This window comes from Streptomyces sp. ISL-98 (assembly GCF_018614055.1).
Lineage (GTDB): Bacteria > Actinomycetota > Actinomycetes > Streptomycetales > Streptomycetaceae > Streptomyces > Streptomyces spiramyceticus.
Map to the genome: position 1 here is coordinate 1 of NZ_JAGGPB010000065.1, position 24141 is coordinate 24141.

The window sequence follows — 24141 nt, forward strand, 5'->3', positions numbered from 1 at the left end:
TCAATTATCAGACAGGCCTTAGACGACGGGCCGGGTGTGGAACGGATGGTGCTGACGCAGTCACCGGTCCCCACCCTGCACTGAGGTGAAGCATGAACGCCAGCCCGTCGGATCCCACCCGCCGAACCAAGAAAACCGCCGCCCGGAAGAGCTCCGCGGCGAAGAAGACGACCCCCGCCCGGAAGCAAGCCACCGCCCGCAAGGCGACATCCTCGCGCAAGGCGAACGGCAGCGGCGAATACCGGTCGGGACCGGTCGTGGGGACTGCGCTGGTGGACGGCGCGACCTTCCGCGCCAAGGGCCTCCAGTACGCCGAGGTGGACGGCATGGCGATGTTCGAGGGCGACATCGTCCTCGGCACTGTGCAGGAGATGGAAGAGCTGGCAGCCCAGGGGCCGGTGCTCGAGTCGATCGGGATCCCGGCCGTCGAGGCCGGGCAGCAGCGGCGCTGGCCGAATGCGACCGTGCCGTTCGAGATCGACCCCGCCCTTCCCAACCAGCAGCGCGTCAGGGACGCGATCGCTCATTGGGAATCCCGTACCCGCATCCGGTTCGCGGAGCGGACATCTGCCAACGCGGCGCAGTTCCCCGATTTTGTGCGATTCGTTCCGGGCGACGGGTGCTCTTCGAACATCGGCCGACGGGGCGGCAGGCAGACCATCACACTTGGGCCCAACTGCACCACCGGCAACACCATCCACGAGATCGGCCACACGGTGGGCCTGTGGCACGAGCAGAGCCGAGAAGACCGTGATCGCTTCGTCGCGATCGTGTTCACGAACGTCGACCCGGACATGCAGCACAACTTCCTGCAGCACATCGCGGACGGCGACGACCTGGGACCGTACGACTACGGATCGATCATGCACTACCCGCCCGGGGCGTTCGCGATCGACACCACCCGGCCGACCATCATCCCGCGGAACCCACTGCCCCCCGGTGTCGTGATGGGCCAGCGCACAGAACTGTCCCAGGGTGACATCGACGGCGTGCACATGATGTACCCGGTGACATCTCCCACGCTCAAGGAAATCCCCAAGGATCCGATCCACGAGCCTGTCTTCACCCTCAAGGAACTCGCCAAGGATCCGATCCACGACGTGCCCGCCAAGCTCCCCGGTCTGGACCTTCAGAGCCAGCCGACCGTCAGCCCGTTCGTGCTGGCCACGCCGCACCAGTCGCCGGCCATGGCCGGCCCGTCCGACGGGCTGGCCGAGCAGGTGCGCCAGCTGAGCCAGATGATCGGCACACTGCAGCAGGGGCTGTCCGCGGTCGTGGCGAGCCACAACAGCCTTCTGACCCAGATCGGTTCCGCTCTCCCCGGTGGCGCCGGGCAACCGCGATGATCCTGGTTGTCTCGTACGACGAGGACCACACCCTCGCGGTCGTACGCCGACTGGAGGCGGACGGCCACGAGGTGGTCCACGTCGATCTGGCCGACTTCCCCGCCCGCGGCGAGATCACACTCGATTACGCTGCGGCCGGAGGACCGGCCCACACGCTCACGACGCCGACGGCCCACGCCAGACTCGACCGGTGCCGCGCCGCATGGTGGCGGCGCGTGCGCCCCTTCACCGTCGACCGGGCGCTGGGCACCGCCCGGGACCAGAACTTCGCGATCAGCGAAACCGGCCAGGCGCTGCACGGCCTCTTCCACTCGCTCAACTGCACCTGGATCAATCCGCCGGCGCTGGACGGGATCGCCCACCACAAGCCGTACCAATGGGAAGTGGCGCGTCGCATGGGGCTCACCCTGCCACGCACCCTGGTCACCAACCAGCCGGAGAAGGCACGCCGGTTTATTGAGGAGGTGGGCGTCGGCCGCACCGTCTTCAAGGCCTTCATCGCCTCCGCCGACGCCTGGCGGGAGACCCGGCTCGTCCGCACGGAGGACCTGGCCACCCTGGACGCCGTACGCTACGCCCCGGTGATCTTCCAGGAGTTCGTGCCGGGGGCCGACCTCCGTGTGACCGTGGTGGGCGACCGTCTCTTCGCCGCCGAGATCGATGCCTCGGCGACCAGCTACCCCGTGGACATGCGGATGGTGCTCCACGAAGCCGGGCTACGGCCGGTGTCTCTCCCCTCGGCCCTCACTGACCGGATCCTCCGCTTCATGCGCAGCCTCGGCCTCGTGTACGGTGCCGTCGACCTTCGTCGGCGCCCGGACGGGCAGCATGTGTTCTTCGAGGTGAACCCCGCCGGACAATGGCTGTTCGTGGAGGAGCGGACCGGACTGCCGATCACCGCGGAGATCGCTGCGCTCCTGTCACGGCTTGACGGCCGGGAGCCAGGGCGGGCGACAGCAGTACGGTCCCCGGCGGCGAGGGCGGGATGACGCGCTCCGTCACGGGCTTCGTGTCTCTGCCTCCCAACGCGCCGGCAGGCCCGGCTGCCCGCGTGCTTGTGGAGGTTCGCGACGTCTCCTCCGCCGACGCACCCTCCACTGTGGTCGGGGAGCAGGTCCAAGCAGACATCCAGCTGGCTCCGGGCGGCCGTGTCCCCTTCCGCGTGCAGGTGCCCGATCTCGACCCAACCGCTGTCTACGGACTCCGCGTTCACGTCGACCTTTCCGGATCCGGAATTCTGGAAGCGGGCGATCTGATCACTACTCAGGCCACCCCGGTCCCGGCAGAGTCCACCGACAGGCTGATCGCACCCGTCACAGTCGTGTGAACATGCCTTGCAGTGGGTCCTGATCCCCCGGCCGTGGAGCCAACCCCACACTTGATGCCGGCTGGGCATTGCCCCGATCAGGCTTGAAGAATCGGTGCGGCTATTGTCGGGCCGGGGGTGGCCGTATGCGTGGATCTGTGAAGGGCGTATCACTCGCCGGGGGCGCGGCGGTAGTAGCCGTACTGGCATCTCTGGCGGCCAACGCGGCCACGTCCGACGACCGTTGGCCGGGTGCGCTCGACGGGATTCGGCAGCATCCCTGGTACTGGGTCGCCGGGCTCGCAATGGCCGCTGTACTGACAGCGGTGGTCATGGCCTGGCGGCAGGAACGGCCCGCCGCCGGGGCCGCGGACCCGCCCCCGCCGCCCGTACAGCCCGTGCCGGAGTGGGTGGTCGGCCGTACGGAGGGCAGCCGGGCGATCGCGGCCGTGTGTCGCACGCGGCGCGGGCGCAGGGCGGTCGCGATCACAACCTCGCTGGAAGGCGCGGGCGGTTTCGGGAAGACGACTCTGGCCGCGGTGGTGGCCGCGAGTCTTCGTGTGCGCAGGCATTTTCGCGGCCGGGTCTATACGGTCACGATCGGGCGGGACGTGCGGGGCCGGGCGGCGGTGGCGGCGAAGGTCGCGGAGGTCACCCGGTTCATCACAGGGGATGCGACCACTTTCGACGATCCCGACCTCGCCGGTGACCACCTCGGGCGGCTGCTCGACCAGCGGCAGCGGACTCTGCTCGTCCTGGACGACGTATGGGAGGACGAGCAGGTGAGGCCGTTCCTGCGGGGCGGGGAGCGATGCGTGCGGCTGGTCACCACCCGGGTTCCCGCCGTACTGCCGCCGGGCACGGAACGAGTGCGGGTGGACGAGATGACGCCTGCTCAGGCTCGTACCGTCCTCACCTGGGAGCTGCCTCGACTGCCGGAGGAGCTGGTACGGGGGCTGCTGCGGGCCACCGGCCGCTGGGCGCTGCTGCTGCGCCTGATGCACGCTGCAGTTCTGGGACGAACGAACACTGACCGGCACCGCCCTCCTAGCCGGGCACAACGGGCCGGTCACGGCGGTGGCGGTCTCCCCGGACGGGACGTGGCTGGCCTCTGGCGGGGAGGACGGGACCGTCAGGCTGTGGGACCTGGAGTCCGAAGAACGCCGCGCCCGCGCCGTCTACGTCGGCCACACGGGACCGGTCAATGCCGTGGCGATCGCCTCGGACGGGAGGTGGCTGGCCAGCGCCGGTGTCGACAGGACGGTACGGATCTGGAATTCCGACATCCCCGGACAGGCCCGGGACATGAGCCGTACCGGACAGATGGACAGGGTCGATGTTGTCGGGGACGGGAGGTGGCTGGTCACCGTGCACCGCGACGGCCGGGTGCTGTTCTGGAACCCGGAAGCGGGAAGCTGGACCTGGGTTCTGAGGGCTCGTCCGAGAGACGAGGTGGGAGTTGTAGCGGTAGCGCCGGACGGCAGCTGGTACGCCAATGCGTACAGACCGTCGAGACAGGTGGAGCTCTGGGACCGGGAGACCGGAACCCGGACGGCCCGCCTGGACGTCGCGGGAGAAGCGATGGCGATCGCGCCCAACGGGACCTGGCTCGCCATCGCGGACGGCAACGGTGCGGTCCAGCTCTGGGACCGGGCAACGGGTACCCGTACGGCATCCCTGTCCGGCGGCAACCGCCGCGCGCACGCCGTGGCCATCGCCCCTGACGGCTCGTGGCTGGCCACGGTGGAACACGTGTGGCTGCCCGGGGAGAGAAGAGACGAGGGCACGTTGAAGGTGTTCGACGTCGCGTCCGGTCGGTGCACCCACGAACTCCACTGCGGGGAGAAGCTGACCGGCGTGGCCATCGCGCCGGACGGCAGGTGGCTCGCCACGGCCGGTGCGGACGGAGTGGTGAGCCTGTGGAATCCCCTGACGGGAGCGCTCATCGCCTCTTTCACCGATCCCGACGGATCGGTCGGCTCGCCAGCGATCTCCCCGGACGGGGCCTGGATCGCCACCGCCGGGTCCATGCTGCGGGTGTGGGACCGTATCGCCGGCCACACGGTCGCCGCCGTTCGCGCCGAGACGCCGCTGACCTCATGCGCCTGGATGCCGGACGGGCGCGGGCTGGTGGCCGTGGGTGAACGTGGCCTGTACTCCTACGAGTTCTGCCCCTGAGCGGTATCGCCGACAGGGCTCCATGCCGTCATTGGGCTGATCTCGTTGGCCTATGGCGGTGCGGTCATCGGGTAGTTGGCCAGGCGCGGGCGACCGGGATCTGTCACGTGCGGAACCGGGAAGGGTAGTCGTTCGCCGCGGCCTTCTGGCCCAGGTCTTCGTCATCGGGAAACAGCTTGAGCGCTTTGTCGATGAGTTGCTTCTCGGTTTCGCGCTTGTTCTCGTTCGGTACGCAGCACTCCACCGGGCACACGGCTTGGCAAGCGTAGGCGTCGTAATAGCCGACGCACTCGAAGCATGCGTCAGATTTGATCACATAGAATTCGTCGCCGTCAGTGAAGGAGATGGCCTCCGACGGGCACTCGGGTTCGCATGCTCCACAGTTGATGCAGTCTTCGGTGATGGCGGCCGCCATGATCTGCCTTTCCCTCGAACGATTGAGCCGAGCGTGAGCTCGCAGAGTGAGCGCCTTGACGTGGCCATGGAGAAGTTCCCGCGATCGCGCTTCCGGAGCGGTCCGCGAAAGCCGTGCTTGACCAGGTGGTCGATCGGCTCAGCTCGCGAGCCGCACGCGCTCCGTCAGGGCTTGTCGACGCTGATGAGTTCGAGCTGGTCCTCGCCTCCCTCCACCTGGATTTCGCGGATAAGGCCGACGTCCTTGGCGTAGTACTTGTGCTCGACCACATCGGGTTCGAGCGGGGTGTCGTCCTTGGTCTTGAGGACGTTGTCGTACGAGCCGTACGGCACCTTGACCTTCTCGGTCGTGCTCAAGACCTCGCCCCTGTCCTCGGCGACGCCCTTGTAGTACTCCTGGCGGTACTTGTCGCCGACCTTCGGCTTCGCCTTCATCACGATCCCCGGCTCGGCGCCGTCCTTGCCCGCTTCCCAAGATCCTTCGGTGCTGACGACCTTGCCGTCCTCGATCTCCTTCGAGTCCTCGCCGAAGTACCAGACGTTGCCTTCGCGGTCCTGGGCGAACCAGTCGAAGGTGTCCTCGACGACTTGGCCGTCCTCGCTGACGGTGTCCCGTACGACGACCGCAGTGACGCCCTGGATCTTCTTCGTCCGGCGGGTCACCTCGACCGCGACCGTCTCCGTGCCGTCCTCGGTGGTGCCCTCGTAGCGGAACTTCGTGCCGGGGACGAGCGGCATGTACGGATTGTCGATGGTCGTCACGAAGTCGGCGGGGTTCACGGCCGGCGTTTTCGACGCCGTCGGAGTGGGTGCGGAGGCGGGGGGCGTCTGGCCGTCCCCGCCGTCGTTGCCGCACCCGGTCGCCGTCGCGGTCACGAGTAGTGTCGTGACAGCCAGTGCGAGGCCCCGATGCCGTGCTGTTCGGGTCACGATTTCCTCCAGTCGTCGTCTGCGCCGCTTCGACCCTGCCCTATGGGAAGGGTGGGGCGAGGGCACCGCGCCCGAAGCGTGCTGCAGCCGAGTGAAGGCAGTTTCACCTGCAGGTCAGGCCGGTATCACGGCACGGAAGACCTCGCTGGACGGTTGTGCCCCGGCTGCCGCACGGCAGCCGGGGCACTCTCGCGGTCAGGCCGCTTCGGGGAAGTGGCACGCAACCTGCCGCACCGCGCCCGGCGCCGCGTCACGCAGTGAAGGTGCCTCGGTGCGGCAGATCACCTGTGCCTTGGGGCAGCGCGGATGGAAGGTACAGCCGGGCGGTGGAGTGGCCGGGCTGGGCGGGTCGCCGAGCAGGGTGATCCGCTCGCGGGCCCGTTCCGCGGCCGGGTCGGGCAGGGGCACGGCGGACAGCAGCGCGCGTGTGTACGGGTGGGCCGGAGCGGCGTAGACGTGTTCCTTCGCGCCGATCTCGACGATACGGCCCAGGTACATCACGGCGACCCGGTCGCACACCCGCTTGACGACCGACAGGTCGTGGGCGATGAAGAGGTAGGCCAGGCCGAGTTCGTTCTGGAGCCGCTCCATCAGGTTGACGATCTGGGCCTGGACGGACACGTCGAGGGCGGAGACCGGCTCGTCGGCGACGACCAGCCGGGGGCCGGTGGCCAGAGCGCGGGCGATGCCGATGCGCTGGGCCTGACCGCCGGAGAACTCGTGGGGGTAGCGGTCGATGTGTTCGGGGATGAGCCCCACCAGCTCCATCAGCTCGGCGGAGCGCGTGCGTGCGTCCGCCGCCGAACTGCCCTGTACGAGCAGCGGGTCGGAGATGATCCGGGCCAGCGTCTGGCGGGGGTTGAGGGAGGAGTGCGGGTCCTGGAAGACCATCTGCAGGTCCTTGCGGAGCGGCTTCAGCTCCCGCTGTGACAGGTGGCTGATGTCGCGTCCGTCGTAGGTGACGGAGCCGGCGGTGGGTTCCAGGAGCCGGACGATCGCGCGGCCGGTGGTGGACTTGCCGCAGCCGGACTCTCCGACCAGTCCCAGAGTCTCGCCCGCCGCCACGTCGAAGGTGATGCCGTCGACGGCCCGGACCGGGGCGGATCGCCGCCGTCCGGGGAATGTCATCGTCAGGTTCCGTACAGCCAGCAGGGGTTCGATCGACGTCATGAGGCCATGCCTTCGTACGCGGGGAAGTGGCAGGCGGCCGGATGTCCGGCCGGGCCGTCGAGCAGAGGGAGTTCCGTCTCGCAGCGTGAGCGCTCCTGGGTGGAGGCGCGGGCCGGCCTGGGGCAGCGGGGCGCGAACGCGCAGCCGGGAGCCGGGGTGAGCAGGGACGGCGGGGTGCCGGGGATCGCCCTCAGCGGTTCGTCGTCGCTGTCGTCAAGGCGGGGAAGGGAGTCGAGCAGGCCGCGGGTGTAGGGGTGGGCCGGTGCCGTGAACAGGGCGTCCACGTCGGCACTTTCGACAGCCCTGCCCCCGTACATGACCAGCACCTCATGGGCAACGCGGGCGACCACGCCCAGATCGTGCGTGATCATAATGACGGCCAGCCCCCGCTCCTGCTGGATCCGTGCGATGAGCTCCAGGATCTGCGCCTGGACGGTGACGTCCAGAGCTGTGGTCGGCTCGTCCGCGATCAGCAGCTCGGGTTCGCAGGACAGAGCCATCGCGATCATCACGCGCTGACGCATGCCGCCGGAGAACTGGTGCGGGTACTCCCGCGCCCGGCGTCTCGGCTCGGGGATGCCGACCTCGGCCAGCGCTTCCACGGCCCGCTCACGGGCGGCCCGTCTGCCGCTGCCGAAGTGCACGCGGTGGTGCTCGGCTATCTGTTCGCCCACGGTGTAGTACGGATGGAGGCTGGAGAGCGGATCCTGGAAGATCATCGCCATCCTCCGGCCGCGCAACCGGTTCAGCTCGCGCTCCGGCAGACCCGTCAGCTCCCGGCCGCCCAGCGTGATGGAGCCGGAGACCGAGGCGCCGGTGTGCAGGCCCATCACTGCCAGGGAGGTGACGGACTTGCCGGAACCGGACTCGCCGACGATGCCGAGGGTCTCTCCGTGCCGCACCTCGAAGCCGAGACCGTCCACGGCCCGCACGGGACCGTGCGGAGTGGGGAAGGTGACCGTCAGATCCCGTACCGAGAGCACGGGTTCGGGAGCGCTCATCAGTACCTCACTCGGGGGTCGACGACGGCGTACAGCAGGTCGACGGCCAGATTGGCGACGACGATGAAGGTGGCGGCGAGCAGTGTGACGCCGAGGATGACCGGCTGATCGCCGGTGGAGAGGGCTCCGTAGAAGAGCCGCCCGATGCCGGGGATCCCGAAGATGGACTCGGTGATCACCGCGCCCGCGAGCAGTCCGCCCAGGTCCATTCCGAAGAGGGTGAGGATGGGTGTCATACCGGCCCGCAGCCCGTGCTTGACCACGACCGTCCGGCGCGGCAGACCCTTGGCGCGGGCGGTGCGGATGTACGGCTCCGCCATGGTCTCGATCATCGAGTTGCGGCTCTGGCGCGCGTACATGGCCGCGTACAGGATGGCCAGAGCCAGCCAGGGCAGCAGCAGGTTCGAGGCCCAGTGGAGGGGGTCGGAGGTGAACTCCACGTACTGCGGGTAGGGGAGGAGGCCGGCGGTCCGGATCAGCGCGTAGATGAGCATCACCGAGGTGAAGTAGACGGGCAGGGAGGCGGCGGCGACCGCGCCGACCATCAGGGCCCGGTCGGTGAGGGTGTCCTTGCGCAGGGCGGCGGTGACTCCTGCGGTCAGGCCGAGGAACAGCCAGATCACCGCGGCGCCCAGGGCGAGTGAGGCGGAGACCGGGAGCCGGTCCATCAGCAGGTCCCACACGCCTTGGCTGTTCTCGTACGAGTAGCCCAGGCACGGGAAGTCGCAGTGCAGCGCGTACTGGCCGCTGCCCATGGTGCGGCCGGTGAAGATACCCGTGACGAAGTCCGCGAACTGTCGCCACAGCGGCTGGTCCAGCCCCATGTGGGCGCGGATCGCCTCCAGGCGCTCGGCGCTGCACGACTTGCCGCAGGCCGCGGCGGCCGGGTCCGAGGGCAGGACGTAGAAGATGGTGAAGGTGACGGCCGCGATGGCGATCAGGACGCCGATGACGCCGAGCATCCGGCGGCCGAGGTAGACGATCACGTGCGGCTTCCTCTCGGGTCGAGGACGTCGCGCAGCGCGTCGCCGAGCAGTGTGAACGCGAGCACGGTCAGGAACAGACAGAGGCTCGGGATGACGAGGTACATCGGATCGGTGTCGTAGAAGGCGACGCTTTCGGCGATCATCTGCCCCCACGAGGGGGTGGGCGGACGGACGCCGACGCCCAGGTAGCTCAGGGCTGCCTCGGTGGCGATCATGCCCGGGACGATCAGAGTGGTGTACGCGATGACGGGCCCGGCGACGCCCGGGAGGATGGACCGGCCGATGATCCGCCAGGGCCCCGAGCCGGCGACGCGTGCTGCGTCCACGTATTCGCGATGCCTCAGCGAGAGTGTTTGGCCGCGCACGATGCGGGCGATGCCCGGCCAGCCGAACAGGCCGATCACGGCGGTCATCAGGACGACCCGGTTGACGTCCCTGGCCACGGACATCATCGCGATCATGAAGATGAGGGACGGGAAGGACATGGTGAGGTCCATCAGGCGGGAGAGCACGGCGTCGGTGCGGCCGCCGAAGTAGCCGGCCGCGATCCCGGCCACCGTCCCCGCAATGACGACGATCGCGGTGGCGGCGAAGGCGATGAGCAGGGAGATCCGGGCGCCGTGCACGACGCGGGCGAACAGGTCCCGTCCCGTGACGGGTTCGACGCCGAACCAGTGCTCGGCCGAGACGCCACCGAGCGGACCGATGGGCTGTCCGCCCAGATAGGGGTCGACGGCGGACTTGTCGAACTCCTCGGGGGACCAGCCACCCAGCGCGCTGAGCAGGGGCGCGGCCACTGCCATGACCGCGAAGAGCGCGACCACGACGAGGGAGACTTTCACAGAGGGGCGACGGCGCAGTTCCGCGCGGGCGAGCTGCCAGGGGCTGCTGCCCACCGGAACGGAGACGGTGGAAGCCATGAGGTGACGTACCTTCAGTTGCTGCTCTTGGAGGGGTTCTTGAGGCCGACCGTGGCGTAGTCGATCTGGCCGCCGAAGGATGTGTGGCCGAACGCGCCCGCGACGTTGGTACCGAGCAGGAGGGGCATGCGCTCGATGACGGCGGGCGCCGCGGGGGCCTTGGCGAGGATCTGTCCGTCCAGCTCGCGCCATGCCTTGCCCGCCTGCTCCGCATCGGTCATGGCGGCGATCTCGTCCATCCGCTTCATGGTCGCCTTGTCGCGGAAGAGCGAGTGATTGCCGGAGTTGCCCTTCTCCTTGATGTAGCGGCCGTCGAAGACGAAGGGCAGGAAGGTGGATCCGGAGGGGTAGTCGGGGCACCAGCCGGTGTAGACCAGGTCGGTGCGGTTCTTGGTGTCGCCGATGGTGTCGTAGAAGGCGGACGGGTCCACCGTCTCGATGGTGACCTTGATCCCGGCCCGGCCGAGGGACTGCTGGATCGCCTCGCCGACCCCCTTGTCGCCGTTGGAGACGGTGATGCTGGTGGAGAAGCCGTCCGGCTTGCCCGCCTCCTTCAGCAGCTGCTTCGCCTTCTCCACGTCACCGGTTGCGGGGATCTTCAGGGTGTCTGGCTGATTGCCGCCGAAGAGCGGGCCCGGCATGTAGGCGGTGGCCATGTCGTTGAGAGCGGGCCCGCCGGAGGCGGTCAGGACGCCCTCGCGGTCCAGGGCGTACTGCACGGCTTGACGCACCTTGACGTTGTTGTACGGCGCACGGCCGGTGTGCATCTGCACCATCTCGGTGCAGTTGGTGGACTCGGCGAGCAGCCGCTTTCTGACGTCGTCCTTGGTCAGCACCTTGGGGGTGCTCTCGGGGCGCAGCTTGCCCCAGGGCACAGCGGAGGCGTCCTGGCCCTGGCCGGCGATGAGCCGGTCGTCGATCTGGTTGGCCTTGAGCCCCATCACCACGACGATCTTGTCCGGATACGCCTTGCGCACGGTGTCGGTTCCCGGGTCCCAGTGGGTGTTGCGGACCAGCGCGAGCTGCTTGTCCCGGTCGTACGACTCGATCTTGTACGGCCCCGAGGAGAAGGGGCGGTTGTCGTACTGAGGCCCTTTGTCCTTCGCCTTCGGCACCGGGGCGAAGGTGGGCAGGACTGTCGCGTAGGGGAACTCCGCGAAGGGCTTGCGCAGTTCGAAGACGATGGTGTGATCGTCGGGGGTCTTGATGGAGTCGAGGTGCTTGCCCTGGGCCGGGCCCTGGTAGCCCTGCGCACCGGCGAGGTAGCGGGCCGCGTAGTCGGGGCCGCCGGGGAGGTCGGGGGAGAAGGACCGCTCCACGTTGTACTTGATGTCCTGGGCGGTGATCGGCGAGCCGTCCTCGTACTTCAGGCCCTTCTTGAGCCTGAAGGTCCACGTCTTGGCTCCGTTGGAGGAGACGCCGAGGTCATCGGCGAGGTCGGGGGCCAACTCCCCGCCCTTGGCGCCCGGTTCGGCCTTGTACGTGACGAGGGTGCGGTAGAGCAGCCGGGTTCCGAAGTCCATGTCGCCCATCACCCAGTTACGGGCCGGGTCGAGGTGGGTGAAGTCCTGGTTGGAGAGGACGGTGAGGGTGCCGCCCTTCTTCGGCGTCCCGCCAACCACCTTGCCGTTGTTGGTCGTTGCGGGGTTCTTGCCGTTGCGGGCGCCGCTCGCCTGCGGCCCGCCGGAGCAGCCGGCTGTGCCGAGGGTGAGGGCCGCCACCAGTGCTGTGGCGAGAGCGGTACAGGTGCGCTTGTCCATGAGTGGTCACTCCGGAAGCAGTTGGACAGCCGAGGGCGGCTGGAATGTGACCTGTAACATAGTAATGTGAAATTGCACTGACAAGGCGTCGGGCGCCTCGTTATCGACCCGTGTCCGAAGGGGTGGTGGAGGCGAAGAGGTGGTGCTGCGGTCTTGGCAGGGCCAGTGCAATGTGAAATATTACTGCCGTGCTCACGAGAAACTCCTCGGACGTCATCGTCGTCGGCGCCGGTGTGGTCGGCGCGGCCTGCGCCTACTACGCCGTCGGCGCCGGTCTCCATGTCACCGTGATCGACCGCGGTTCCGTTGCCGGCGGCACCACGGGGGCCGGTGAGGGCAACCTCCTTGTCTCCGACAAGGAACCGGGCCCCGAGCTGGAACTCGCCCTGCTGTCCACGCGGTTGTGGACCGAACTGGCCGGGTTGCTGCCGTCGCATATCGAATACGAACCCAAAGGCGGTCTGGTCGTCGCCTCGGACGAGGCCGGGATGGCCGCACTGAGGCAGTTCGCTGCGCGGCAGCGGAAGGCAGGCGTCACAGCCGAAGAGATCTCCGGCGGCGGGCTCCACGACCTGGAGCCGCACCTTGCCCCCGGTCTGGCGGGCGGCTTCCACTACTCCGGGGACGCCCAGGTCATGCCGGCACTCGCTGCCGCGCATCTGCTGCGCGCCTGTGGCGACCGGGTGCGTCTGAGGCTGGGGGAGGAAGTCACCGGACTTCTTGTCGGCGCCGGTGGCGAGGTGCGCGGAGTGCGGACACCGAGTGGGGAGCTCCACGCTCCGTACGTGGTGAACGCCGCCGGCACCTGGGGCGGCGAGTTCGCCCGCCTCGCGGGTGTGGACCTTCCGCTGCGGCCCCGCAGGGGGTTCGTCCTCGTCACCGAGCCGCTGCCGCGCGTCGTGCGCCACAAGGTGTACGCGGCCGACTATGTGGCGGACGTGGCGAGCGGGTCCGCCGCGCTGCAGACCTCGGCGGTGGTCGAGGGCACTCCGGCAGGACCGGTCCTGATCGGCGCCAGCCGTGAGCGGGTCGGATTCGACCGGACGCTGTCGGTGGAAGCGTTGCGGCGCCTCGCGGCCGGGGCCACGGCGCTCTTCCCGGTGCTGGCCGAGGTGCGGGCCATACGTACGTACGCCGGTTTCCGCCCGTATCTCCCGGATCACCTGCCCGCGATCGGCCCCGACCCGCGCGTCCCCGGCCTGCTGCACGCCTGCGGCCACGAGGGGGCGGGAATCGGACTGGCACCGGCGACGGGGCTGATCGTCGCCAGGTGTCTGGCCGATGGTGAACCGCCCCTCGACATCAGCCCCTTCAGGCCCGAACGGTTCCCTCCGGCCGCGCCGAGTCCTCTTGCCGATGCCTGAACCCGTTCGACCCTTCAACCGCGCCCGTCGAGAAAGGAGGCCCGCAGTGGCCCGTACACCCGCCGAGCTGGTCGGGGCGCAGCCCGATCCGCCGTTCGAGATCACCTTCGACGGCCGTCGCATCACCGCCCGGCCCGGGCAGTCGGTAGCCGCCGCACTCTGGGGAGCCGGGATCCTGGCCTGGCGTACCACCCGCGGTGAAGGCCGCCCGCGAGGTGTGTTCTGTGGCATCGGCCAGTGCTTCGACTGCCTGGCCACCATCAACGCACAGCCCAACCGCAGAGCTTGCCTGGTGCCCGCGCGTCCCGGCGACGTGATCACCACACAGGAGGGACACGGCCATGACCACCTCGGAAAGTGAGCCGTACGACCTGGCGGTCCTCGGAGCCGGATCCGCCGGACTGGCCGGAGCCGTCACGGCCAGTGAACTCGGCCTCTCCGTAGCTCTGTTGGACGCCTCCGCGCACACCGGCGGGCAGTTCTACCGGCATCCCGCGCCCGCCATGGGCGCCGTGCGGCCCGAAGCCCTGCACCATGACTGGTCCGCCTACGCCGACCTGCGCGGACGGCTGGCGCAGAGCGATGTCAGTCATCTTCCCGGCCACCACGTGTGGAGTGTGACGCAGGACGATGAGGCCACCGGCATGTGGGCCGTGCACGCCGTCACCGGAGCCGACGGAGGCGAAGAGCGGCCGGTGCGCGTGCGGGCCCGCGCGGTGCTGCTCGCGACCGGGGCGTACGAACGCCAGCTGCCGTTTCCCGGCTGGACCCTGCCCGGTGTCGTGGCCGCCGGTGGAGCGCAGGCCATGCTCAAGTCCGGTCTGGTGCTGCCCGGCCGGCGGATTGTCGTGGCAGGAAGCGGCCCCTTGCTGCTCGCGGTCGCCTCCTCGTTGGCAGCCGCCGGTGCGACGGTGCCGGCCGTCGTCGAGGCGTCCGGATATCTGCGGTACACGCGGCACCCCCGGGCACTCGTCACCAATCCGCACAAGGCGGTCGAGGCGCTGGTCCACGGAGCCGCGTTGCTTCGGCACCGGGTGCCGGTGCGGCTGCGCAGCGCGGTCACCGAGGTGCACGGCACCGACCGGGTGGAGGCCGTCACCGTCACACGTCTCGACCGTGACTGGCGTCCCGTACGAGGGGCGGGACGCCGGATCGTGTGCGATGCGCTGGCCGTCGGGCACGGTCTTGTCCCCCAGATTGAACTGGCCACGGCGCTCGGCTGCGCCACCCGCTCACTGCCCGACGGCACCAGGGCCCTGGCCCTGGACGGCCTTCAGGAGACCTCGGTGCGCGGCCTGTGGGCGGCAGGCGAGACCGGGGGAGTGGGAGGGGCGGGGTTGGCCCGCACGGAAGGCGAGCTGGCGGGGATTGCCGTCGCTGCCCGCGTGCTGGGACGCCCTGCCCATGGCGGCCGCGTCGGGGAACTCCAGCGCCGCAGGGACCGGATGCGTACCTTCGCCGCCGCGATGGCCGCCGCTCACGCGCCCGGCCCCGGGTGGTCGCGCTGGCTGGCGGACGACACCGAGGTGTGCCGTTGCGAGGAGGTCACCGCCGGGCGTGTCCGTGAAGCGATCGAGGACCTCGGAGCGCGTGACGCACGCACCGTCAAACTGTTCACCCGCGCGGGTATGGGCTGGTGCCAGGGGCGCATGTGCGGTCCGGCGGTCGCCTGCCTCGCGGCCCGGGGTGAGGACGCCGAACCTCCGCCCGAACGCCGCCCCTTCGCCGTCCCCGTGCCCCTCGCGGCGCTCGCCGCGCTCGACGACCCTGTCGTGCCTCGGCATGACGTCTGACCGAGGTCCCTCGTGGACATCGCACGCATTGTGAAATGTCACATTCCATAGAGAGGTTGCACTGAAATGACCGGCACCACCTGGAACAGCACCCGCCCCTGGCGGGGCATCATGGTCGCCACCGCCCTGCCCCTGCGGGACGACCTGTCCGTCGACTACGACGCCTTCGCCGAACACGTCGCCTGGCTCATCGCCAACGGCTGCGACGGCGTTGTGCCCAACGGCTCGCTGGGCGAGTACCAGACCCTCACCGACGAGGAGCGGGCCCGCGTGGTGCGCACCGCGGTCGAAGTGGCGGGCGGCGCACGGGTCATGCCCGGCGTCTCCGCCTACGGCAGCGCCGAAGCCCGGCGCTGGGCGGAGCAGGCTGCCGAGGAAGGCTGTGGCTCGGTGCTTCTCCTGCCCCCGAACGCCTACCGGGCCGACGAGCCGGCCGTGCGCGCCCACTACGCCGAGGTCGCCCGGGCCGGCGTGCCGGTCGTCGCGTACAACAACCCCATCGACACCAAGGTCGATCTCACTCCCGGCATGCTGGCCCGGCTGCACCAGGACGGCAGCATCGTCGCCGTGAAGGAATTCACCGGTGACGTCCGCAGGGCGTACGAGATCGCCGAACTCGCTCCGGAACTGGACCTGCTGATCGGCGCCGACGACGTGCTGCTCGAGCTCGCCGTCGCCGGTGCCGTCGGCTGGATCGCCGGATACCCCAACGCGTTCCCCGCCAGCTGCTCCACGCTGTACCACGCCGCCGTCGCCGGCGACCTGGCCACGGCCCTCTCGCTCTACACGTCCCTGCACTCCTTGCTGCGCTGGGACTCCAAGACGGAGTTCGTCCAGTCCATCAAGCTGTCCATGGACATCGTCGGCCGGCCCGGCGGACCCACCCGCCCCCCGCGCTTCCCGCTCACCGGGGAGACCGAGGCGGGAGTGCGGGCCGCCACCGAAAAGGCCGTCGCCGACGGCCACCGCTGACCACCGCGCCCACTGACCACTCCGCCCACTGACCCACCGCCCCAACTGACCACTTCGCCCGCTGACCGAAGGGAAGCCCATGCGTACACGCCATGTCTTCCATGCAGTCGACTCACACACCGAGGGCATGCCCACGCGCGTGATCACCGGTGGCGTCGGCACCATCCCCGGTGCCACCATGGCCGAGCGACGGCTCCACTTCATCGAACACATGGATCATCTCCGGACGCTCCTGATGTACGAGCCGCGCGGCCACGCCGCCATGAGCGGCGCCATCCTCCAGCCGCCCACCCACCCCGACGCCGACTTCGGAGTCCTCTACATCGAGGTCTCCGGGCTGCTCCCGATGTGCGGACACGGCACGATCGGCGTCGCCACCGTCCTGGTCGAAACGGGCATGGTGCCGGTGACCGAACCGGTCACCACGGTCCGGCTCGACACCCCGGCGGGACTCGTGACCGTCGAGGTCCAAGTGGCGGACGGCGCGGCCACAGCGGTCACGCTCACCAACGTGCCGGCCTTCTGTGCCGCTCTGGACAGCAAGGTCTCCGTACCCGGATACGGCACGGTCACCTACGACCTCGCGTTCGGCGGGAACTTCTACGCCATCGTCGAACTCGACGCGCTGGGGCTGCCGTTCGACCGCACGCGCAAGGACGACCTGCTGGCCGCCGGGCTCGCCATCATGAAGGCGATCAACGCCTCGCCCGAGCGGCCCGTGCACCCCGAGCTCCCCGAGATCGCCGGAGTCAAACACGTGTACCTGGCCGCTCCCGGCTCCGACGCCCGCCACTCACGGCACGCGATGGCCATCCACCCCGGCTGGTTCGACCGCTCTCCGTGCGGCACGGGCACGTCGGCCCGGATGGCCCAGCTGCACGCACGTGGGCAGCTGCCCCTCGGCCGCGACTTCATCAACGAGTCCTTCATCGGTACCCGCTTCACCGGCCGCCTGACCGAGGAGACAACCGTCGGCACGGTGCCCGCCGTCGTGCCGACCGTCACCGGACGCGCCTGGATCACCGGCACCGCCCAGTACTTCCTCGACCCGGACGACCCCTTCCCCGGAGGTTTCCTCCTGTGACCGCCACCGAATCTCTCATCACCTCACGCAATCCGGCCGACCCGTCCGACGTACTCCTCCAGGTTCAGGCGCCCGGCGCCTTCGCAGCGGTCGACGCCGTGGAACGGGCGCGCGCCGCCCAGCCGGGGTGGATGCTCGGCGGTGCGGCCGCCCGCTCGGCCGCACTCGGGTCGGTCGCCGATGCCATCGACGCCGCGGCGACCGAGCTGACTGCGCTCGCCGTCCGGGAGGTGGGCAAGCCCCTCGCCGAAGCCCGTGCCGAGGTCGCGCGCACGGCTGCGATCTGGCGCTACTACGCCCAGGCCCCGTACGAGCCCGTCGGCGCGGTCCACGAGACCGCTGCGGGCCCAGGCCTGCTGCTCACCCGCCGACGGCCGCACGGCGTGGCCGGACTGATCACGCCCTGGAACTTTCCCTTCGCCATTCCGAGCTGGAAGGCCGCACCGGCGCTCGCGGCCGGGAACGCGGTCGTCCTCAAGCCCGCCCCTGAGGCCACCGCCTGCGCCGGGCGCCTGGCCGAGATCGTCCAGCGGGCCCTGCCGGCCGGGGTGTTCACCGTCCTGCCCGGCGGGGCGACGGAGGGCAACGCGCTCGTCTCCTCCGCCGATGCGGTCTCCTTCACCGGGTCGACCGCCGTGGGACGGGCTGTCGCACGCGGCGCCACGGCCCGGGGCGTCCCGGTGCAGGCCGAGATGGGCGGTCTGAACGCGGCGATCGTCCTTCCCGACGCCGACATCGAGCAGGCCGCGGCTCACATCGCCGCCGCGATCGCCGGGTACGCGGGCCAGAAGTGCACCGCGACCAGCCGTGTCATCGCGGTGGGTGCGGCTCTGGATCCCCTGCGCGAGGCGCTCTCCGAGGCGCTGCGGGCCGTTGTGGTCGGCGATCCGTCCGATGCGGCGACCGTGAGCGGGCCGCTCATCAACCAGCACGCCCGCGAGCAGGTCTGCGACGCCTGGCACGGCCTGAGTGTGCTGACCGGCGGCAGCATGCCCGACGGGCCCGGCTGGTACGCGGCCCCGACCCTGGTCGAGAAGGTCCCCCCGGGACACCGCCTGCTGAGCGAAGAGGTCTTCGGACCCGTAGCGGCGCTGCTGCCCGCCGAGGACGTGGCCCACGCGGTGCGGATCACCAACTCCGTGCCGTACGGCCTGGTCACTTCGGTCCACACCGCCGATCTGAACACGGTCCTGTGCGGACTCGACCAGCTCGACACCGGAATGATCAGGATCAACGCACCGTCCACCGGCGTCGACTTCCACGTGCCGTTCGGAGGCGCCAAGGCATCCAGCCACGGGCCGCGCGAACAGGGCCGGGCGGCGCTGGAGTTCTACACCTCCAGCCGGACTTACACCCTGTCACCTGCGAAAGCAACGTGACATTGTACGGTGGATTCGTACCGGACCGAAGGGATCATGACCTCCATGGGGCACCTGAAGCACACCGATCTCAACGCCACCCGGGAGCGGCTGCGCGACCAGGTGAGCAACGCCCTGCGGGCAGCACTTATCTCCGGTGAGCTGCGTCCGGGCATGGTGTATTCGGCTCCCACGCTCGCCGAGGACTTCGGCATCTCCGCCACCCCCGTGCGCGAGGCGATGCTCGACCTGGCCCGTGAGGGCCTGGTCGAGCCCGTCCGGAACAAGGGGTTCAGGGTCACCGAGGTCAGCGAGCGCGACCTCGATCAGTACACGGAAATCCGCGCACTGATCGAGATCCCCACGGTCGGCCGGGTCACCCGCAGCGCCACGCGCGAGGAACTGGAGGCGCTGCGCCCGGTCGCCGAGGAGATCGTCCGGGCCGCCCGTGACCACGACCTCATCGGTTACCTGGAGGCCGACCGGCAGTTCCATCTGTCGCTCCTCGAGCTCTCCGGCAACGAGCGCCTCGTCGAGACCGTCGGCGACCTGCGCAAGCGGTCCCGACTGTACGGGCTCACCGTCCTGGACGAGCGCGGCGAGCTGATCCCCTCGGCCGAGGAGCATCTGGAACTCCTCGACCTGATGCTCGCGGGCGACGCGAAGAGGGCTGAGAAGTGCATGGCCAGGCACCTGGGTCATGTCCGCTCTCTGTGGGCCGGCAGCGGCGGCCCTTCACAGGCCGGAACCACCGGAACCAAGCGAGCGGCGCGAGGTACCGGGAAGCGCTCGGCCTGAAGCGGCACGGGTGGCCCCATAACGCGGGGCCCTAACGCGGTGCTATGCCCGAATGAGAGCTCCTCGGAACGGGGTCGCTGATTCACGCTACTCAATGAAATGTCACACGTCACCTGGCGCTAGCGTGCTGTGAAAGGGACCTATGAACCCGGCGTACGCCACCACCGATCACTTCTTCACCGTCCCGCTGAACCACTCCCTGCCGGTGGGCGGCCAGACCATCCGGGTGTTCGCGCGCGAGGTCGTCGACCCGGCCCGCACCGGTGACCAACTGCCGTGGCTGCTCTATCTGCAGGGCGGCCCCGGCGGCAAGGCACCGCGCCCTTCGGCGGGTTCGCCGACGTGGCTGCCTCAGGCGCTGAAGACCCACCGTGTGCTGCTTCTCGACCAGCGCGGCACCGGCCGCTCCACCCCGGTCACAGCTCGCACGGCCTCCCGGTTCGACTCCCCGGCCCAGCTGGCCGCGTACCTCGCCTGCTTCCGCGCCGACGCCATCGTGGCCGACGCGGAACTGATACGCCGCCGCCTGTGCGGCGACGCGCCCTGGGAGACGCTCGGCCAGAGCTACGGCGGCTTCATCACCCTCACCTACCTCTCCCGGGCCCCAGAAGGCCTGCGGGCCTGCTACGTCACCGGCGGACTGCCCGGTCTGACCGCGACCGCCGACGACGTGTACGCCCGCACGTACCCCCGGGTGCGGGAGCGGGTCCTCGGCTTCTACGCCCGCTACCCGGACGACGCCCCCCGACTCCGCAAGATTGCCGACCTCCTCGCGGCCGACGACATCCGGCTGCCGGGAGGGGACCGCCTCACACCCCGCCGCCTGCGCACCCTCGGACTCGCCCTCGGCATGGGTGACGGCTTCGAACGGATCCACTGGCTGCTCGACGAATCCCTGGACGGGCACGGCGAGTTGACGGACACCTTCCTCCACCAGGCCGAGGCCCTGACCGGCTTCACCGACAATCCGCTGTTCGCCGTCATGCAGGAGACTCTGTACGGGCAAGGGGCCGGCCCGACCGGCTGGGCGGCCTCCCGCGCACTCGCCGACTGCCCCGAGTTCGCCGAGGAGGCGGACCCTCTCCTGCTCACCGGGGAGATGATCTACCCCTGGATGTTCCGGGAGATCAATGGCCTGCGCCCCTTCGCCGACGCCGCGGACCTCCTGGCCCGACGCACCGACTGGCCCCCGCTCTACGACCCTCGCCGCCTGGCCGCCAACCAGGTCCCCCTGGCCGCGGTCGTCTACCACGACGACATGTACGTCGATGCGGATCTCTCCCTGCGCACGGTGCGCGAAGTCGGTGCCAGCCGTGCCTGGGTCACCAACGAGTGGGAGCACGACGGCGTCACCGCCTCCGGCGGCCGCGTACTGGCCCGCCTGATGGACCTGGCCGCAGGCCGCGCGTAGCCCACTCGTTCCCCGTTTCTTCGCCTCCATCCCCTCTCAGACATCGCTCGCCTCCGACGGGAGTCCCATGCCTGCCCTGCCGACCTGCCCGCGTTCCGTCGCCGTAGCTCTCGCCCTCGCCTCGTGCCTGACCGCCGCTGCCACGGCGAACGCAGCCACCCCATCTCCCGCGCCCCGGTCTGCCGCGCCCGCCGCCGCGTGCGCGCTCCCCGGAAAGACCGGGTGGACCGACGAAGGCCACGACACCGATCGGGTCCAGTTCCAGCCCTCCACAGGAACCCGGCGCGTACTGACACTGTTCGTGGACTTCCCCGACGCCCGGGCCACCGACTCCACCGGCGCGTACGCCGCTCAACTCGCCCCGGCCGCCGACTGGATCCGCAAAGCCAGCTACGGGCGCTCGCGTCTCGCCCTCACCTCACTGCACCGCTGGATCCGCATGCCGGCGGATTCGGACTCGTACGGCTTCGAACGCGGCCTCACCTTCGAGAGCCACGAAAAGTACGTACGTGACGCGATCGCGGCCGCCGACCCGTACGCGGACTTCTCCCGTTACGACATGGTCTACGTCGTCCCCACCAGGGCGGCGTCCGCGATCTCCTTCTCCCCGACCTACCTCTACGACCCCGCATCGTCCGGCGTGATCGCCGACGGCACGCGTGTGAAGTGGGCCGTGACCTTCGGACAGGACCTCTGGCGCTGGGGCCACAAGGTCGTCGCTCACGAAACCGGCCACACCTTCGGCCTCCCGGACCTGTACTCCTTCACCGGCGCCACTCATCAGTACGTCGGCGGCTGGGACGTCATGGGCAACATCGCCGGCCATGCTCCCCAGTACCTGGGCTGGCACTCCTGGAAGCTCGGGTGGACCCGTGACACCCAGGTCGCCTGCCTGACCGCTCCCGGACAGCGCACCGTACGACTGACCCCGGTGGAACGGCCGCACGGCACCAAGATCGCCGTGCTGCGCACCAGCGAGACGACTGCGTACGTCGCGGAGTCCCGCCGAGCCGAGGGCAACGACAGGAATGCGTGCTCCGCCGGCGTCCTCATCTACAAGGTCGACTCCGCGACCCCGACCGGTGAGGGACCGGTCCGGGTCATCAACGGCAACCCGGCCTCGACGCCACCCACCGGGTGCACCGGGCTCGACCTGGCGGCCTACGCCCCGGGCCAGACCTTCACGGACCCCGCCGACGGCGTCCGCATCGACGTCCTTGCAGGTGGCAGGGCGGGGGATGTGGTGCGGCTCAGGATGTCCTGACGAAGGCAGGCTGACCGGAGTTCGCACCCTGACCGCTGACCGGCGCGTTGCGCGGGGGACCGCCACTGGTTTCGGCGATCCTGGTAGGACGATGCGGATCACTCTGGTCATCGCGGTACTCGCTGCCGTGCAGGTGTGGGCCAATCGGCTCGCGGCCGACTGGTACGTCCCCCTCTGCGCCGCCACGACCGCCGTTCTCCTGCTGATCGCCCGGTGGGACGGCCTCAGCTGGGCGGACCTTGGCCTCGGAGCCAGCTCCGCCCGCCGGGGACTGCGCTGGGGTCTTGTCCTGGTCGGTGCCGTCATGGTGGTCTATCTGCTGGGTCTGGCCGTGCCGTTCACCCGGGAGGCCTTCCTGGACGAACGCGCTGCGAGCCTCACCCCGGAACAACTGGTGTTCCGCGTGCTGGTCCGTGTACCGCTGGGCACCGTACTGCTCGAGGAGATCGCGTTCCGGGGAGTGCTGTGGGCCATGGTCGAGCGGAGGTGGGGACACACCTGGGCGACCGCCGCGTCCTCGGTGCTCTTCGGGCTCTGGCACGTGGAGCCCTCGCGGGGGCTCACGCGCGCGAACGCGGCTGCCGAGGCTGTCTTTGGCACGGGCCCGACAGGGGTCGCCCTGTCTGTGGCAGCAGCGGTGGCCGGCACCGCCCTCGCCGGCGTATTTTTCTGCGAACTCCGCCGCCGATCCGGCAGCCTCATCCCACCCGTCGCACTGCACTGCGCCCTCAACAGCGCGGGCTATGCGCTCGCCTGGGCGGTCGCCCGCTGGTGAGGCGCGGCAAGTCTTGTGGCCAGTTGTGCACGTCGGCATCCCTTCTGGCTGCATGCATGCATGCATCGCGACGGGAATGTGGATCACGGACATGGCGACACCGGCTGAGAGCGGAGCGGCACAAGGCCACCTAGGGGCAGATCGTGGTGACCACCTCGCGCTACCGCCTGGAGGCCGAGTGAGCCCACACACCTTGCTGGCGTATGGCGCACTGGTCAGCGCAACGGATCACCCTCGACGGTGAGTTGAACGCCCGAGCTGTCTGATCCGCAAGCCGTCAGCACTTCAAGCGCGGCCGCGGCCAGCGCTCAAAACAGTGTCAGGTGAAGGGCCACGTGTGCGGGACCCCCGAACGCCGGTCCGTGCGGACCGGCGGGGCTTCGCCATGCCTCGACCCCAACCAGTCGGCCGCCACCCCCTGTCGGTACGATCAGAGCAGAATTTGAACACGTTCAAAGGAGGAACAGGTCATGCCTGAGCCGACCGTGCCCGACCGAACCGACACACCCGCCGTCGCCCTAGGCCCCACCGCACTTGTCCTCGGAGCCTTCTCCGCCATAGGTTCATGGGTGCCCGCGCTCGTGCCCACGCTCCCATGGGGGTTCATCGCCGGAGCCCTCGCCGTCACCTTCGGCGCAGCGGGCATCCACTACGCCGTCCACGGCACCGGCCGCCTGTGGACCGCCATTGCCGGAACCATTCTCGGCACCGTCGGACTCGTCGGCACCATCACCCTCATCTGGGCGTTCAGCGCCTAAGGCGTGTTGTGAAAGGCGTGTTCAGAAGGCTTCACGATGCTGATTGAAGCCAGCTGCCGTCCAGGAACTCTGTGGGGACGTCGTTCTCCGACGGGTTGATGCCGAGGACCTCAGTTCGTCGAACCACCGGTCCCGCTGAGACGCGGGGAGTTGCTGACCACACCACGCACGAGGCCAGGTGTGCCAGGATCCGCTCGTGGGGCCGGGGGGATCTGACAGACCAACAGTGGTGGTGGCTGGAGCCGCTGTTGGCTCCGATAGCGAAGATGGGTCGGCCGCCGCGGAATCGGCGGCAGGTCTTCGACGAGGTGGACCGGAACAGCAGCACGTCAGCGGTACGTCAGCGGAACGGCAGCGCAGGGCCCGAAGCTATGAGCAAGCCGTACTGATTGCATGACACGGGGAGTCCCCACACGTGTACCTCCATCCATCGCTCTGGCCTTGCCGGTGGCCGCGGCCGTTGCCGCCCTCAGCCTGGCGCTCACCGCCTGCGGCGGCTTCGGGTTGGGCCCACGGGGTCGGGGTGCGTCGGGAGCCCCGATCGGATGAGCCG

The 24141-nt window shown here is 69.6% G+C and carries 22 protein-coding genes and 1 pseudogene; 16 read left to right on the forward strand and 7 right to left on the reverse strand.

The genetic code is table 11. From position 1 onward, the window contains the following. Positions 1-92: 92 nt before the first annotated feature. The 5 genes and pseudogenes from legP (at position 93) to J7I98_RS34095 (ending at position 4830) form a co-directional block, all read left to right on the forward strand. A complete protein-coding gene (legP, locus tag J7I98_RS34075) occupies positions 93-1346 on the forward strand; it encodes a Dot/Icm T4SS effector Zinc-dependent metalloprotease LegP (RefSeq protein ID WP_214928923.1) in 1254 nt (417 codons plus the stop codon). After that, entirely contained in the window at positions 1343-2335 is a 993-nt protein-coding gene (locus J7I98_RS34080) for an MvdC/MvdD family ATP grasp protein (RefSeq protein WP_214928924.1), read from the forward strand. Before legP ends, J7I98_RS34080 begins: the two co-directional genes overlap by 4 nt. Beyond that, positions 2332-2673, forward strand: coding sequence for a YbaY family lipoprotein (locus J7I98_RS34085; protein WP_214928925.1), 342 nt, complete (start codon positions 2332-2334; stop codon positions 2671-2673). The genes J7I98_RS34080 and J7I98_RS34085 overlap by 4 nt, the downstream gene beginning before the upstream one ends. Before the next feature lie 311 nt (positions 2674-2984). Next, a pseudogene (locus J7I98_RS43120) lies at positions 2985-3488 on the forward strand (NB-ARC domain-containing protein); the annotation flags it as partial. Between the two features lie 193 nt (positions 3489-3681). Then, on the forward strand, positions 3682-4830 hold the full coding sequence (locus J7I98_RS34095) for a WD40 repeat domain-containing protein (protein ID WP_251021608.1): 1149 nt from the start codon (positions 3682-3684) through the stop codon (positions 4828-4830). A 103-nt stretch (positions 4831-4933) separates the two neighbouring features. Here the strand turns inward: J7I98_RS34095 and J7I98_RS34100 are convergent, their stop codons facing one another. From J7I98_RS34100 to J7I98_RS34130, 7 genes are all read right to left on the reverse strand, one after another. Then, positions 4934-5290 (reverse strand): YfhL family 4Fe-4S dicluster ferredoxin, encoded by a 357-nt coding sequence (locus J7I98_RS34100; protein WP_285438123.1) that lies wholly within the window; start codon positions 5288-5290, stop codon positions 4934-4936. A gap of 119 nt (positions 5291-5409) precedes the next feature. Continuing rightward, the gene (locus J7I98_RS34105) at positions 5410-6174 is read right to left on the reverse strand and encodes a hypothetical protein (protein ID WP_214928928.1); all 765 of its coding nucleotides are present in this window, start codon (positions 6172-6174) and stop codon (positions 5410-5412) included. Between the two features lie 195 nt (positions 6175-6369). Next, on the reverse strand, positions 6370-7344 hold the full coding sequence (locus J7I98_RS34110; RefSeq protein WP_214928929.1) for an ABC transporter ATP-binding protein: 975 nt from the start codon (positions 7342-7344) through the stop codon (positions 6370-6372). Further along, a complete protein-coding gene (locus J7I98_RS34115; protein ID WP_214928930.1) occupies positions 7341-8345 on the reverse strand; it encodes an ABC transporter ATP-binding protein in 1005 nt (334 codons plus the stop codon). The genes J7I98_RS34110 and J7I98_RS34115 overlap by 4 nt, the downstream gene beginning before the upstream one ends. Beyond that, complete coding sequence (locus J7I98_RS34120; protein ID WP_214928931.1) at positions 8345-9331, reverse strand: ABC transporter permease; 987 nt, start codon at positions 9329-9331, stop codon at positions 8345-8347. Before J7I98_RS34120 ends, J7I98_RS34115 begins: the two co-directional genes overlap by 1 nt. After that, complete coding sequence (locus J7I98_RS34125) at positions 9328-10251, reverse strand: ABC transporter permease (RefSeq protein WP_214928932.1); 924 nt, start codon at positions 10249-10251, stop codon at positions 9328-9330. Before J7I98_RS34125 ends, J7I98_RS34120 begins: the two co-directional genes overlap by 4 nt. 14 nt (positions 10252-10265) lie before the next feature. Further along, entirely contained in the window at positions 10266-12011 is a 1746-nt protein-coding gene (locus tag J7I98_RS34130; RefSeq protein ID WP_214928933.1) for an ABC transporter substrate-binding protein, read from the reverse strand. 188 nt (positions 12012-12199) lie between these two features. Between J7I98_RS34130 and J7I98_RS34135 the strand changes: the two genes are divergently transcribed. The 11 genes from J7I98_RS34135 to J7I98_RS34185 all read left to right on the forward strand — a co-directional run bounded on the left by J7I98_RS34135 (position 12200) and on the right by J7I98_RS34185 (position 23588). Next, the gene (locus tag J7I98_RS34135; RefSeq protein WP_214928934.1) at positions 12200-13375 is read left to right on the forward strand and encodes an FAD-dependent oxidoreductase; all 1176 of its coding nucleotides are present in this window, start codon (positions 12200-12202) and stop codon (positions 13373-13375) included. Positions 13376-13421: 46 nt separating this feature from the next. Continuing rightward, on the forward strand, positions 13422-13736 hold the full coding sequence (locus J7I98_RS34140) for a (2Fe-2S)-binding protein (RefSeq protein WP_214928935.1): 315 nt from the start codon (positions 13422-13424) through the stop codon (positions 13734-13736). Beyond that, positions 13717-15168: an NAD(P)/FAD-dependent oxidoreductase gene (locus tag J7I98_RS34145; RefSeq protein WP_214928936.1), complete on the forward strand. Its 1452-nt coding sequence runs from the start codon at positions 13717-13719 to the stop codon at positions 15166-15168. The genes J7I98_RS34140 and J7I98_RS34145 overlap by 20 nt, the downstream gene beginning before the upstream one ends. Before the next feature lie 66 nt (positions 15169-15234). Continuing rightward, complete coding sequence (locus J7I98_RS34150) at positions 15235-16140, forward strand: dihydrodipicolinate synthase family protein (RefSeq protein ID WP_214928937.1); 906 nt, start codon at positions 15235-15237, stop codon at positions 16138-16140. A 79-nt stretch (positions 16141-16219) separates the two neighbouring features. Next, positions 16220-17224 carry a proline racemase family protein gene (locus tag J7I98_RS34155; protein ID WP_214928938.1) on the forward strand — a complete coding sequence of 335 codons (1005 nt, stop codon included), beginning with the start codon at positions 16220-16222 and terminating at the stop codon, positions 17222-17224. Further along, entirely contained in the window at positions 17221-18603 is a 1383-nt protein-coding gene (locus J7I98_RS34160; RefSeq protein ID WP_214928939.1) for an aldehyde dehydrogenase family protein, read from the forward strand. The genes J7I98_RS34155 and J7I98_RS34160 overlap by 4 nt, the downstream gene beginning before the upstream one ends. Positions 18604-18648: 45 nt before the next feature. Next, complete coding sequence (locus tag J7I98_RS34165) at positions 18649-19380, forward strand: GntR family transcriptional regulator (RefSeq protein ID WP_214928940.1); 732 nt, start codon at positions 18649-18651, stop codon at positions 19378-19380. Positions 19381-19522: 142 nt separating this feature from the next. Then, positions 19523-20791, forward strand: coding sequence for an alpha/beta fold hydrolase (locus tag J7I98_RS34170; RefSeq protein WP_214928941.1), 1269 nt, complete (start codon positions 19523-19525; stop codon positions 20789-20791). Between the two features lie 67 nt (positions 20792-20858). Further along, a complete protein-coding gene (locus J7I98_RS34175) occupies positions 20859-22055 on the forward strand; it encodes a M6 family metalloprotease domain-containing protein (protein WP_214928942.1) in 1197 nt (398 codons plus the stop codon). Positions 22056-22146: 91 nt separating this feature from the next. After that, a complete protein-coding gene (locus J7I98_RS34180) occupies positions 22147-22830 on the forward strand; it encodes a CPBP family intramembrane glutamic endopeptidase (protein WP_214928943.1) in 684 nt (227 codons plus the stop codon). A gap of 470 nt (positions 22831-23300) precedes the next feature. Continuing rightward, positions 23301-23588, forward strand: a complete 288-nt coding sequence (locus J7I98_RS34185; protein WP_214928944.1) for a hypothetical protein — start codon at positions 23301-23303, stop codon at positions 23586-23588. Positions 23589-24141 lie beyond the last annotated feature (553 nt).